Here is a 13,541-nt window from a genome sequence, read left to right as displayed (position 1 = left end):
CACTCCCGTGCCGTTATAGTTGTTCGAGGCCTTCACGATGAAGGTGTTGTACATCACCTCCACATTGTTATTGCCCCACGTCATCCTGAGCCCCGCAGAGCCCGTGTCCCCGTACTCGCTGCCCCACTTCGTGTTCTGTACCTCCACGTAGTTGGAGTAGACCTTCACGTTGTTGCCCGGCCAGATGCCGATCGGGTGCACCCCCTTGCCGTATATCCGGTTGTGGTGCGCCTCGCCGCTGTTGATCGACACCCCCGTGGAGTTCGTCACCACACTGTCGATGTAGACGTCATTGTTGTACACCTTGTTGCTCGGCCCCGACATGATCCCGCGGTGGCGCGCCCGCTTGATCAGGTTGTGGCTGATGACGGAGTTGGCATGATTGGCGGCCTTGATCACATCGATGCCCTGGTGCCGGTTGACGACCGTGGAGCCCAGGTCATTAAGGGTGTTGTGGTGGATGTTGGCCTTGCCGCCCCAGTGCAGGTAGATGCCCCCGGTGTCCGCCGCCCTCCAGGTTATGTCGAGGCCGCCCAGCTCGAGGCCCCAGCTGTCATAGGCATAGAGGGGGTTGCAGCCGTAGCCGTTCTGATTGCCGGAGCACGTCCCTGCCCCCTGCTGAATCGTACCGTTCACGATAGCGATATTGTTCCGTGCATAGCCGTCGATCTTGACACCGTAGGCGGTCGAGGCATTGGCGTTGAGGTAGGTGACCTTCTTGCCGTTGAGGTTCAGGGTGATGTTGGAGCCCTGGATGGTGAAGGCGGTGCCGTTAGCCACGACATCGTTCATCAGGACGTATTCGGTGTTGGACTGGTTTAATACGCCCGGTGCGGTGATCTGTTTGGTGTAGGTGCGGGCGGGTTTCGCTACGGTCGCCCTTCCCGCTCCCGTGACCATGTCCCTGGTGCCCAGCTCGTACGCATACCCTACCGATGCCGCCACGAGCAGGACCATCGCAAGAACCCCGATGATCAGATACTTCTTCATAATACTCTCCTTTTACTCCTTCTGCTGTTACACTGTGAAAACAGGCTGACCGGACCGTATAGCAAAGGGCGTGCCAGGAGAGCGCTATGCTGCAAGTGCCTGAATTACTGCTATTGGCATTATTCAATGCTGCCGAGACCCCGTTTTGTGTACAGTATTGCCTACAGGTACTTACGATGATACAGGGAACGATGCTTTTTCTATGAACGCAAGGCCGGTTATGCTGCAGGGAATTCCCTACAGTCTGCGGGCAGAGAGGGCGGTAAAAAGTCTGTCGACCTCCCGGGCGGTCTTCCGCACATCGAATTGCTCGACCGCCCTGCTCCTAAACGTGTCAAATTGTTCGCTGTGCGACACCGCCATGAGATTATGCAGTGCCTGTGCCAGCGCTGCAGCGTTCCTGCTCTCGAAGACGAGGGCAGGGGTGTCCCGCACCGTTTCCCTGAGTCCTATGCAGTCCGATGCGATCAGGGGAGTGCCTGCGCAGAGGGCTTCCATGGCGAGCAGGCCGCTCGCCTCCCAGATCGAGGGCATCGCCACCACGTCGAAATCCCTGTAGAGCGCGAGGACATCGCTCTGGAAAGGGATGAAGGCAAACCGGTGCTCCAGGCGCCTTTCTCTCACTACGCGCTTATACCATTCGAGATAGTCGCCCGAACCGACCGCCGCCACTTTGAACTCCCTGGTCCTTGCACGGCTCCGCTCCAGTTCCTCGACGGCATCGATCAGGTAGTCGAATCCTTTCTGCTGCATGAACCTTCCGAGGAACCCGATAAGAAAGACCTCTCGTCCGGCGCCCAGCTTTTTCCGAAAATCGCCGTTTCCTGTCCGTGCAGACGTGAACGACTGGACATCGATGCCGTTCTTGATCACCACTCTCCTGCATCGCGCGGTCCTGAGCGAGGGAACATTGTCATACAGATGCTCCATGATATCGTTGCTTACCGCATAGAGCGCATCCACATGCCGTATGACCCAGGAAAGAGCCGCACGTTTGAGCGGCGCCGTCGTTCCCTTCAAGAAGCGCTCCTCCAGTATGCCGTGGACCGTCAGGATATGGGGGACCCTGAAGAAGAGATTTGCCGGGTATACGTGAAGCGATGAGATGAACCCCTGACTTTGGATCAGGTCATAGCTGTTCCTGAGCATCTCTCTGAAGATGATCCGGGAGGGATGTCCTTTGCCGCCGTGCGGGTCATAGGTAATGAGGCGGGCGCCGACCTCCTCCGCGTCCCTTTTCAGCGCCCCATCCTCCGGGGTGGACGAGGCGAGTATGGTAATGGCGTACCGCTCCGGCCTGTCCGGAAGGTATTTATAGACGTATTTCATATACGTCCTTATGCCTCCCAACGGCCAGTGGGCAACGACGAGCAGTCTTATCGGCTTCTGGTGAGCCATGAAAGCGTGTATCTCCTTCCGCGTGCCCTATGAGGCACACGGATGGCGGTGTCTCTTCAGCATCTGCATTCTCACTTCTCCCTGCCGAGAGTCGGTACGGCCCCGGAGTGCTGCTCCGGAGCGGTCAGCAAAACCTCCCTCGTCTTCTCGGAAACCTTTGCAAGCAGAACTGCAGCAGGCGCCACAATGAGCAGCGATATCGCCGCGTTGAGATAGTCGTTGCCGGTGATCTTGACAAAGAGGTACATGTGTATGAGGTAGACAGGAAAGACGTACCGTGAGAGGCGTGCAACGGGAGCGCTCTCGAAGTGCAGGTGCTCGATGAGGAGCACCGAAAAGCAGAAGAGGGGAAAGAGCAAGATCACGGTCGGGACCGCCGTGCTTTTCGATACGTAGAGGAACCCCAGGCCGGCTCCCAGCGCAAGCATGGCGCCTATACAGACATTCCGGGGCAGGCTGAACCCGGTTTTTGCCACGACAAAGCCGAAGACAAAACCGCCTGCCGTCAGCCAGAGGGTGTGTCCGTAGGCGACGTTCAGATTCAGCCAGTAAAGCGCCCCCACGGCGCCGGCGAAGAAGAGGCCGAGGGCGGTCGTGCTCTTGAGGAGCGCATTCAACACCGGGTATATCCCGTAAAAGAGCAGGAGCAGGGTAAAGAACCACATGCCCGCTCCGAAGGGACTCGCGTTGGGGATCCGGAACCAGTTCAGAAACCCGTTCAGTCCGACGAGGTTGACTGCGGTATGCCAGCTCACGATGCCCCGTTTGCCTTCGATGATGAAGAGCGTTCCGAGAAAAACGTTTATCACCATCAGATCGATGCCGAGCCGGTAGAGCTTCTGCCGCCAGTAGGCGCGAAGGCCGAAGCGGTCCCGGTATTTTCGCGCTGTAAAGTATGCCGAGGAGTAGGCGAAGATATGGAGCCCGAACGCTGCGGGAACCCACAGTATCGGCAGCGCGGCGCTCAGGAAGTGCGCGACGACCACGCAGAGGATCGCCAGCGGCTTGAGCACCGCAAAGTTCCGTGAGAGGCGTTCTTCCCTTTCTCTGCTCACGAGCGACGTGCCTTCAGCCCGGCTATTGCACCGGATCGTTTGAGCTCCTGGTTCAGAAAGTGAAACGAAAGGACCGCGATCGCGCCGATCCAGAGCCAGTTGTACCGATACAGGTTGCGGCCGAAATTCCCGTTGAACAGGAGGAGCACAACAACCTGCACCGAGGCTGAAGAAAGAAGCCGGAGCAGGCGCATATTGTCCACGGATGCGGGAGGGGCGTTGGCGGCATGTACGGTCAGGAAGAGTGTTGCCCGCTCAATGATCGTTCGGTGCGTCCTGACGATGAGTATCACCAGGGCGGAGAATACCAAAAGCCCCATGACACCCGTCTCGCCCAGGAGCTCGCCGTAGAGGTTGTGCGCGCTGGGACCGACCGGGGCGTGATCCCACCCGTACTTGAAGTTGCCCGGTCCGATGCCGAGGAGCGGGCTCTCCATGAACATCTTGATCCCCTGTTTCAGGCTTTCGAGCCGGCCCTGGGCAGAGGCATCGGCTGCCTGCGCCTGGGGAGCGACACCCCGGAAGAAGGCGGACTTGAACCGCTGCTGATAGTCGAGCGGCATGACATTCCACACAAAGGCGAGCAGCGCGAGGAGCAGGGTGACCCCGGTGACCTTGCGGGACGTACTGAAGAATACGAGCAGGAGAAACAGAAGCGACGTCACCATGCCGCTGCGCGAGCCGGTGGCGATGATACAGACGCCGGCTAGGAGCGCATAGGCCCAGAGCATCTTACGGATCAGCGGCTGCTCGAAACGGTACTTGATCAGTGCCCAGAGGAACGGCAGCGAGTAGGCGATGGAGGCGGCGAAGGCATTCGGGTCGCCGTAGGTGGTATCGAGACCCGGCATTCGTTTTATGCCCATGTTGTACACGTATCTCCCGTGGACGAAAAATTCCCAGGCCGACTTGCCGACGTAGAGAAACAGGACGGCGATGTACGCGACCATGAATATCTTCAGCTGCCGCTCGTCCCTGATCGTCAGGACGATGACGAAATAGAAGACGACCAGCTTGAAGTAGTCGAAGGTAGCCTGGTAGGCATCATCCGTGCTGAACGCCCACACCGACGACACCACCATAACCCCCAGGAAGAAGAGGATGGAATTATTGATGGAGTGGGTAAGATGGCGCTTCCCCTGCCAGAGGAACAGCACGACGAGGAGCGCGATCATATACACCCGTTCGATGCGGTAGGTCCCCAGCACCGGCCAATACTCGAAGGGCCTGAAGACGAAGAGAAACATATACCCGATCACGAGCCATAGCATAGTCAGATCATCTCCTTTAGCAGGGAATTGAGCTTCTGCGCAACGGTTCTATAGTCATACTGTTCGACCGCGCTCCTGACCGGCGCTGCGGCGAGCGAGCGGTCGAGTGCCTCGCGCAGGGTCCGGCGGACCGCCCGGTCGTCCTCGATAGCGCAGCAGGCGCCGCCGGTCTCCTTCAGCACCTTCGCGCTGGTCCCCCGCGACGGGGTTATACCGATCACCGGCCTGAAGCTGCCGAGGTAGTCGATCAGCTTCGAAGGGAGAAAGACGCTCTCGGCGGTGTTCTTGAGAGGAGCATCGACCAGCAGGAGGTAGTCGGAGCTCAGCATCATCGAGAGGGCGTCGAGGTACGGAACGGTCTCCATGATCCTGATGACCCGGTCCAGTTTCCGCTCCCGGACGAACTCGCGGTAGCGCGCCTCCATCGTGCCGAAGAAGAGGAGCTCCGCTCGTTCCGCCAGATCGGTCTCCCTGCTCAGCGCCTCGAGCGCAGCAAAGACCGGCATCGGCGACCGCAGGCCATAGAAGTGGCCGGTATGGAGTATCCTCGTCCTCCCTCCGCCGTCGCGTCCCCTGCTGGCGCCGAGCCGGTACCACTCCGGAACATAACAGTGCGGCAGAACACCGCATTTCGTGGAGAGGCGGTCGGGATATTTCTTCATGACGAGCGCGAGCGTCTCTTCGGACGTGAACAGCACGGCATCCGCCTTTTCTATGACCGACCTCTCGAGGGCGAGGTTGTACGCGCGTATCCGCTTCGACCGGTACTCTCCCCAGGGATTATCCGTCCAGGGATCGCTCAGATAGGCGATCCAGGGCTTCCCGGTCAGCTTCTTCAACCGCTCGCCGATGAGGTGATTCGCGTGCGGCTGCGAACAGCTGATAATCGCGTCGTACCCCCTCAGGTCCTGCCGTTTGAGGCGCCGCACCGCGGGAAAGTACCACTCCTTTTTCTGCGGCTCGAAGAGCGGGTAGAGTAGCCTCCTTCCGATCTCGATGTCCTTCAGCATTTTCATGAGAGGATGCCGCTCCCATGACCGCACCGTATGCACGCCGACCCCCTCGGGCACGAGCTGCAGCAGGGAGAGGTCGGTATAATTGCCCATCGGACCGTGGTAGGAGCCGACGTCGACGGCGAGCGCGTCCGCCGTGTGCCCCATCGCCCTCAGTCCCGCCAGGAGCTTCAGGTAGCACATCGTCGCCGGCGTCAGGAGCGGAGGATAGCAGTACAGGACGGCGAAGAGCCTCATGCGTTCTCCCGCGCGGCGAGCACCCGCGGCTCGCTGCCGGCGAGGATGTCCTTCACGGCGGCGACGATCCGCTCCGAGGCTTTCCCGTCGCCGAAGGGATTCACCCCGCTCGTCATCCTGCCGTACTCCTGCTCCGAATGCAGCAGCCGCATCGCCTCGCCGACAATCGACTCCCGGCGTGTTCCGACCAGGCGGGCCACTCCTGCGGAGACACCCTCCGGCCGCTCCGTGTTCTCTCTCATGATGAGCACCGGCTTTTTCAGGCTCGGCGCCTCCTCCTGCACCCCCCCGGAATCGGTGAGGATGAGATAGGCATACCGCATGAGATTGACGAAGGTCCCGTAGTCGAGGGGGTCGATCAGGAGTATCCGGGGATGCTTGCCCAGCATCATGGTGACCACATTCCGCACGTTGGGGTTCGGGTGGACGGGATAGACGATGCCGAGGTCCGGATTGATCTCGACGAGCTCGCGCAGCGCAGCGCACATCTCCCTGAAGGGCTGGCCGAAGTTCTCCCGCCGGTGGGCGGTGACGAGGACCATCCTCGGGACCGACCTGAGGAAGAGGCTCAGCTCGGGGAGGCCGTCCTCGCCATGAAAAGAGCGCGGGGGAACACCGAGGAGCGCATCGACGATGGTGTTTCCTGTAACGTGGATGCTCTCCTCCGCTACCCCTTCGAGCAGGAGGTTGTTCCGCGCCCATTCCGTGGGGGCGAAGTGGAGATCGCCGAGCACCGTCGCCATGCGCCGGTTCATCTCTTCCGGGAAGGGCGAGTATTTATCCGAGGTCCGGAGGCCCGCTTCCACGTGGCCGACCGGGATCCGGTTATAGTAGGCTGCCAGCGCTGCGGCGAAGACCGTCGTGGTGTCTCCCTGCACCAGGACCATATCGGGCCGCTCGCTCCGCAGCACCCCGTCTACGCCATGGAGGCTCCTGCTCGTCACATCGGGGAGCCCCTGGTTCGCGGTCATGATATCCAGGTCGTAGTCGGGTACGATGCCGAAGAGGTCGAGCACCTGGTCGAGCATATGCCGGTGCTGCGCCGTGGCGAGCGTCACCGTGGCGAAGCCTCCGTCATCGTTGAAGGCCCTCACCACCGGGGCGAGCTTGATCGCCTCGGGCCGCGTCCCGAAAATTATCATCACTTTAGGTCTCTTTGCCATCGATGAAGTATCCTCTCTTTTATTCAGTACCCTTTTTCGGGATCGATCGTATCTATCAGCGGTTCGCCCGCGAGGAACCGCCCAAGGTTCTCTTCGAACCTGCCGAGGAGCGCCGCAGCCGGGGTCTCGCCGCGGTAGGCGCAGTGATGCGTGATAAGCAGGTTATCGAGCCGATAATAGGGATGGCTCCTCGGCAGGAAATCGTCGGCGACCGCGTCGATCGCCGCGCCCGCCAGCGCGCCCGTGCGCAGCGCCCGGACCAGGGCTTCCCGGTCGACGATGCGGTCGCGGGCAATGTTGATCAGGTACGCCGTGCGCTTCATCCGTGCCAGCGCTTCGGCGCCGATGAAACCCGTCGTCTCCCTGGTCAGGGGCAGGCAGACGACGATGAAATCAGCCCCCCGCAGCGCATCGCCGAGCTGCTCCGGGAGATAGACCCTCTCGAAAAGCCGGTCGGGCCTTCCCCGCAGGCTCACCCCGGAGACGCGCATGCCGCCCGCCCGTGCCTTCCGCGCCACCTCGCGTCCTATGCTCCCGGCGCCGAGCACCGCTACCTGCTTTCCTTCGATATCGAGCGACGGCAGCTGGTCCCACCGCCGCTTCTGCTGGAGGGCGCGGTGCCCCAGGTAGTTTTTGCCGAAGCAATAAATGAGACCCATAACGAACTCCGCGATGCGGCGGGAATGCGCGCCGCGCGAGGCGGTCACGGTGAGGCTCCGGTTGCCCAGGCACTCCCCGGGCAGATGCTCGACGCCGGACTTGGTGGAATGGAGCCACCGGAGCCCGGGCAGCAGCGGGAGCAGCTGCTTGAGGGAGTCATACTCCATCATCCATGTCGCGAGCAGCCCCTGCACGTCGCTTGCCGGCGCCGAGAGCGGCTTTCCATCGAGCGAAAAACTGAACGAGGGCCGCCGCCCTATCCACGGCTGCAGCCGCTCATAGGTGTGATACGGGAGCCCGTACTCCGCGCACCGCCGCAAGACCTTCCGGAACGGAGATTCGCGGCGGTGGATAGCAAGCGGGATAATGTCCGCATCAGGATAGGCTCTCCTCAGATGAGCGCCGTAGTCACGAGCTATATGCGAAGGGATTGCGATTTTCATAATGCGTATCGAGCGTGAAGCGTTGAGCGCCAAGCGCCGGGAGCCGGAGTTCAACTCCAGAGAGTTTCCTGTAAGCTCCCTCTTACTTCTTACTTTTCTTCTATCTCCTTGAGGAGCTGCTCGAGATTGTTGATGAACCGCGCCTCGAAGGCCCGGGCATGCCAGGCCCTCGGTACGATCCCCTTCCGGCGCAGCAGCTTTCCGATCCTCCGGACGAGCCCGGCGCTCCCCTGCCCCTGCCCGTGCCCTTCATGCGCCCTTCTCAGCCGCTCCAGGGCGACGGCTTCGGCCAGGACGACCGGGGACTGCCGGAGCTCCGCCGCTTTTCTCACGAGGAGGCCGACAATTCTCCGGTATAGCGTGGCCGATATCTGCTCTATCCGTTCACCCGGAACCCCGCTGTCGTAGAGAGAGGAGGCGTAGACCCCGCCGGAGTTGGTGACAAAGCCGGGCAGGCAGACCACACCCCGCTCATGCAACAGGCCCACGGCCTCTTTCGTATAGGGCGCGTTGGCTATGGGAACGATGCACCGCGCCCTGACGTTCCGTGCAGTGTTCTCATCGATCACCCAGGTCCGGGCCGAGGGCAGGAGGATATCCACCTCGGCCTCGAGGAGCCGCTCACGCTCGGTCCGCGCTCCCCCGATCATGCTCACGCAGTCGTCGCCGAACTCTCTTCGCAGGGACGACAGCAGGGGTGCGGAGAATCCCTTCCGGCTCCTGTCGACCGCAGCGCCTTTCATCGTCGAGACGGCGACGATGCGGAAGCGCTCCGCCGGAAGCCGTTCGGCGAGGGAGCGCCCTACGCTTCCGAACCCCTCGATCGCCACGGTGAGCGGCCGTCCGTCCCCGGCAAGAACGTCGCTGCAGGCGATGACGGCATTGGCTACCGAAAGGGCGGTGAAGTAGGAGGTGTCGGTAACCGCTCCCAGCGCAATGCCCGCCCCCCGGTAGAGGGCGCGCAGGTCGTCGGGGCCGCAGTTCATGTCCATACCGGGATAGTAGAGCCCGGTCTGTATGAGGGGAGCGTACCGCCGCCCGACCTCTTCGAGGAGCCTCCGCTTCCCGTCAGGGGAGAGCCCTGCCGGCATCCTGATCCCGCTCTTGGCCCCTCCCCGCGGCAGCCCTATGAAGCGGAACTTGAGGGTCATCTCCCGGGCCAGGGCCTGCACCTCCCCGAGCTCGATATTCTCCGCGACCCTGACGCCGCCGGAGCTCGTGCCGTGGTAAAGGGAGTCGACGACCACAAAAGCCCGCCCGCCGCCGGACAGCTCTGCCGCTATCGAGAGCCCCGCGGTCATGTTCTCGATGCTGTCCATGGCATCCCCGATGTGCGTGCGGCGCACCGCCGCTGTCCGTTCAGGCATATTCGGACCGGCTCATCCGCTGTTTCAGCCGTTTCGCGAGGAGAAACAGGTCCATGGGCATCAGCGAGAGGGCGAAATAGCGGTAATAGGCGTAGGCCGAGGGGTTGTACCGTATCGCTCTCATGAACCGCTTCCGTGACTCCGCCAGGTTGTTGCGGGTAAAAAAGAAATAGCCCGAGCGGGAGTAAAAGTTCTCGAGCCTCCGGTGAAAACGCTTCTTCACGTACGGCTGCAGGGGTCTTCTTTTGCTCATGAACTTCTCGAGCACCCTGGTATCGTCCATGATATTACGCGCCAGGGAGCTCGTTATGCTCCCCCGGTGGACCCGCCGATAGACGAGGGGGCTGGTAAGGAAGGCCAGGTACGCGACCTCGCATATTCTCATCCAGAGGTCGCAGTCCTCTCCGATGGTCAACGATTCATCGAACCACCCGACCCGGTCGAGCAGGGCCCGGCGGGTAACGACGCTGCTCGTGAAAACGAAGTTCGTGTTGAACAGCTCGTAGATGAAGTCCTCTCCGAGGATCAGGAAGTCCTCTCCTCTCTCGCGCACGAACTCATCCGGGAGCTTCTCTATGTAGCCGGCCTTCGTTATCCACGACGGCTTCCGGTCGCGCCGCACGCTGTGGTACCGTTTGAAGTTGAGCCAGTCGGCGCAGACCATGCCGACCTCGGGAGAAGCGTCGAGCAGCGCCACGCTCCTCTCGATGCTCTCCGGCATGCGGACATCGTCGGAATCGAGGAAGGCGATATAGTCGCCCGATGCGGCACGCAGGCCGCGGTTCCTCGCCTTCGCGGGACTGCCCGCGTTGTTCTGGTAGAGGTAGATGATACGGCGGTCGTCGATGTACGGCTGGAGCACCGCACGGGTGTTGTCGGTCGAGCCGTCGTCGACCACGATCACCTCGAGGTTGCCGTAGGTCTGGCGCAGGGCCGACTTTACCGATTTTTTGAGGTAATGGGCCCGGTTGTACGTCGGAATGATTACCGATACTCTCCGGCTCGTCGCAGGCATGCTCATAGCGGTTCCCTTTTGGATCTCTTGCGGAGCGCTTTGGAGCTCCGGTTGCGGTATTTGATCTTTCCGACGATATATCCCATATTGCCGACCAGGTCCAGCTGCTCGTTGAAAGCGCGGCGCTGGCGCCTCATCAGCGCATGCAGGTAATTCCAGAGCTTCCCGGCTACGGACGGGAGCTCCTGCAGCGGGACCCCCATGAGCGTCGGGTCGCCGCCTGTTTCGGTCTCGAGGGCGAGCTGCTCGCCGCGGTCGAAGATCGTCCTCCGGAAATAGGATTTCCTGATGCGCTCGGCAGGCACGACGTGATGAACGACGATGTCGGGAACATAGCAGACCTTTTCCCCGTTGCCGATCAGCGTCCGGATGAACTGCGTCTCCTCCCCGGCATACAGTTTCTCCCCGATGCGGCCTGCGGCGGGATTGAAATACCCGTACCGGGAGAACAGGGACGCCTTCACCGCAAAGTTCGCTCCCCAGAGCTGCGGCTCGGTCAGGATACGGACCTCGTCTCCGAGGTCGAGGAGCGCCAGGTACCAGAAGAGCTCGCTCGTGAACCACGCGGGCCTCGGCTGCGACCAGAGGGGAATGATCTTGCCGCCGATGCAGCCGGCGTCATGCTCCCTGAACGCCCTGACGATATTCCTGAGCCAGAGGGCATCGACGACGATATCGTCGTCGGTAAAAGCGATGATCTCCCCCCGGGCCTCACGCACACCCCGGTTACGGGCATAGGAAAGCCCCTGCTGCGGCTCGAAGACGTAACGGACCGTCAGCGGGGCCGTTCCGGCGAACTCCTCGACCGCCTCTCTCGTGGCGTCAGGGGAGTTGTTGTCGATGACCAGGAGCTCCCACTCGGCATCATCGGGCGGCGCCATCGCCGCGAGGCTCGCGAGGGTCCGCTTCAGGCTCACGGCCCGGTTATAGGTGCAGACGACAACACTTGCCTTCACGGCGCGCAGCGCTCTCCCTCACGCACCCGCCGCACGGTATATACGGCGCAGATAGCTCTTTACCAGCAGTTTATAAAGAGGATAGGCTTTCGGGTAGCGCCGCAGGGTCTGCGCGAGCATCTCCTGCGCGGCCCGGTACTGCCCCCGGTCGATGAGATGCCAGCAGTAATCGGCGGTCAATGCCGGGATCTTCTGTTCCAGGACCGCTCGAATGGCCGGGTCCTCGCGATAGTACACCCGCTGGAGCTCAGCGAGGGCGATGAAATGCGCGGCGTTCCTCAGGGATTTGCTCCGGTCGTGGATGATGCTCCGGCCGTGGACTCTCTTGCTCACCAGGACGCGGTCGATGTAGCCCGCCTTGCTCCGGTAGTTGACCCGGGCGAAGAATTCGTCGTCCTCGCCGTAGAAGAAGCCCTCCCTGAACCGCTCGTTCCCGAGCGCCTCTTTCCTGAAGGCGACGCTGCTCGTCGTCATGAAGCCGCCGTACTGTATGATGGAGCGCGTCAGCGACTCCGCGAAGAGCCATCGCCCGCCGCCGACGGTGAAGTGAGGGATACTCCTGAAGATCTTCCAGCGGTCCACTCCCGAGGCCGCGACGACGCCGCCCTCGTCGAAGAGCTCGTAGTTCGAGAAGACGAAATCTACCTGCCGGTACTCCGCCATGAACCGCACCGCGGCATCGACATAGCCGGGGGACAGGAGATCGTCGGCATCGAGAAAGATGAGGTACGCGCCCCGGGAAAGGAGCATGCCGCGGTTCCGGGCCGCAGAGGGTCCTGTATTGCACTGGTAGCAGTAGCGTATCCGCTCTGCCGCCCGGTACCCGGCGAGGAGCGCCTTTGTCTCGTCGGTCGAGCCGTCGTCGACCACGATCACCTCGACTGCCCCGTAGGTCTGCGCCAGCACCGATTCGACCGTCGCGGCGATGTACGGGGCCGCGTTATAGGCGGGAATAACGACCGAGGCGAGAGGCTGCTCCCCTGCGGCGCCGGACCGTATCTCTCCCCTGTTCCGTGTCATGACCGGGAGAACCTCAGCCTGGCCTTCCTCAGGTACGGACGGAGCCTTCCGGCCAGGAGAAACGACAGGGCGAGCGGCCAATAGAGCCGGTAGTCCCATGGTTTATAGGAAAGCGCCTTCCAGAGATACGTGCGGGCAAAGCGCGGGTTCGCATGCACGTCGCTCATGCCGATCCAGCGGAAAAAGGTCCGGTAGCGGTCTCTCTTTTTCCGCTCCTTATTCCTGTTTTCGGGGTAGGAGAATATCCGGTCGATGCAGACGAGGGAGTCGGCCACGAGCCGCTCCCGCCGGGAGGTGTCGGTTACGAGATTGCTGTTCGGCGCCCTTCTGTTGACGGTCAGGTAGTCGCCGAGCATCTTGGCGCCGTAGGCGCGCACGATGCGGTAGAACAGGTCCATGTCTTCGGCATAGCAGAGCGCCTCGTTGAAGAGCCCGACCTCTTCGAGGCACCGCCTCCTGACCATCACCGTCGAGGTCACCATCAGGAAGGTATCGAGGAAGTGCTCCCGCAAGGCGGCCGTATCCATGCTCCCGATGTTCGCCCGCATCTTCCGGCCCGGGAAACGGAAGACCACCGGCGTGGCGACGATCCCCAGCTCATCGTCCTTGAGGAACTCCTCCACCTGCCGCGCGAGCTTGGTCGAGAGCCAGAGGTCGTCGGAATCGAGAAAGGCGATGAGCTCTCCCGAGCTCTCCCGGATACCCCTGTTCCTGGCGCGGGAGGGGCCGGCGTTCTCCTGGTGAATATACGTGACCCGGTCTCCGTAAGCGGCCACCCGTTCGGCCGTACGGTCGGTCGAGCCGTCGTCGACGACGATGATCTCCGTAGTGCCGTAGGTCTGCGCCAGCACCGACTCTATGGCTTCGGCGATGCAATGCTCCCTGTTGTAGGTGGGAATGATAACGCTCACTTTAGGCATGGTCATTGAACTGAGGCGTCCTGCCGGACGTAT

The 13,541-nt window shown here is 61.7% G+C and carries 12 protein-coding genes; all 12 read right to left on the bottom strand.

Features of this window, described 5'->3' with window-relative positions; translation table 11 throughout:
- Positions 1 to 990: hypothetical protein (locus tag AB1805_16095; protein MEW5746951.1), on the bottom strand; the 990-nt coding region annotated here is incomplete at its 3' end.
- Between the two features lie 237 nt (positions 991 to 1,227).
- On the bottom strand, positions 1,228 to 2,388 hold the full coding sequence (locus tag AB1805_16090) for a glycosyltransferase family 4 protein (GenBank protein MEW5746950.1): 1,161 nt from the start codon (positions 2,386 to 2,388) through the stop codon (positions 1,228 to 1,230).
- Between the two features lie 71 nt (positions 2,389 to 2,459).
- On the bottom strand, positions 2,460 to 3,443 hold the full coding sequence (locus tag AB1805_16085) for an acyltransferase (protein ID MEW5746949.1): 984 nt from the start codon (positions 3,441 to 3,443) through the stop codon (positions 2,460 to 2,462).
- The gene (locus AB1805_16080; GenBank protein MEW5746948.1) at positions 3,440 to 4,714 is read right to left on the bottom strand and encodes an O-antigen ligase family protein; all 1,275 of its coding nucleotides are present in this window, start codon (positions 4,712 to 4,714) and stop codon (positions 3,440 to 3,442) included. The genes AB1805_16085 and AB1805_16080 overlap by 4 nt, the downstream gene beginning before the upstream one ends.
- Before the next feature lie 2 nt (positions 4,715 to 4,716).
- Positions 4,717 to 5,964, bottom strand: coding sequence for a glycosyltransferase (locus AB1805_16075; GenBank protein ID MEW5746947.1), 1,248 nt, complete (start codon positions 5,962 to 5,964; stop codon positions 4,717 to 4,719).
- Positions 5,961 to 7,127, bottom strand: a complete 1,167-nt coding sequence (gene wecB / locus AB1805_16070; GenBank protein MEW5746946.1) for a UDP-N-acetylglucosamine 2-epimerase (non-hydrolyzing) — start codon at positions 7,125 to 7,127, stop codon at positions 5,961 to 5,963. The genes AB1805_16075 and wecB overlap by 4 nt, the downstream gene beginning before the upstream one ends.
- Positions 7,128 to 7,150: 23 nt before the next feature.
- Positions 7,151 to 8,230 carry a D-2-hydroxyacid dehydrogenase gene (locus AB1805_16065; GenBank protein MEW5746945.1) on the bottom strand — a complete coding sequence of 360 codons (1,080 nt, stop codon included), beginning with the start codon at positions 8,228 to 8,230 and terminating at the stop codon, positions 7,151 to 7,153.
- Positions 8,231 to 8,319: 89 nt separating this feature from the next.
- Entirely contained in the window at positions 8,320 to 9,597 is a 1,278-nt protein-coding gene (locus tag AB1805_16060) for a Glu/Leu/Phe/Val dehydrogenase dimerization domain-containing protein (GenBank protein ID MEW5746944.1), read from the bottom strand.
- Positions 9,590 to 10,618 carry a glycosyltransferase family 2 protein gene (locus AB1805_16055; GenBank protein ID MEW5746943.1) on the bottom strand — a complete coding sequence of 343 codons (1,029 nt, stop codon included), beginning with the start codon at positions 10,616 to 10,618 and terminating at the stop codon, positions 9,590 to 9,592. Before AB1805_16055 ends, AB1805_16060 begins: the two co-directional genes overlap by 8 nt.
- Positions 10,615 to 11,568, bottom strand: coding sequence for a glycosyltransferase (locus AB1805_16050; protein ID MEW5746942.1), 954 nt, complete (start codon positions 11,566 to 11,568; stop codon positions 10,615 to 10,617). Before AB1805_16050 ends, AB1805_16055 begins: the two co-directional genes overlap by 4 nt.
- 18 nt (positions 11,569 to 11,586) lie before the next feature.
- Complete coding sequence (locus AB1805_16045) at positions 11,587 to 12,588, bottom strand: glycosyltransferase family A protein (GenBank protein ID MEW5746941.1); 1,002 nt, start codon at positions 12,586 to 12,588, stop codon at positions 11,587 to 11,589.
- Complete coding sequence (locus AB1805_16040; GenBank protein MEW5746940.1) at positions 12,585 to 13,514, bottom strand: glycosyltransferase family A protein; 930 nt, start codon at positions 13,512 to 13,514, stop codon at positions 12,585 to 12,587. Before AB1805_16040 ends, AB1805_16045 begins: the two co-directional genes overlap by 4 nt.
- Positions 13,515 to 13,541 lie beyond the last annotated feature (27 nt).

It is taken from the genome of Nitrospirota bacterium, from assembly GCA_040752355.1.
GTDB lineage: Bacteria > Nitrospirota > Thermodesulfovibrionia > Thermodesulfovibrionales > Dissulfurispiraceae > JBFMCP01.
The sequence above is the reverse complement of the archived record's forward strand: the minus strand, read 5'-3'. Positions and strand labels throughout refer to the sequence as shown.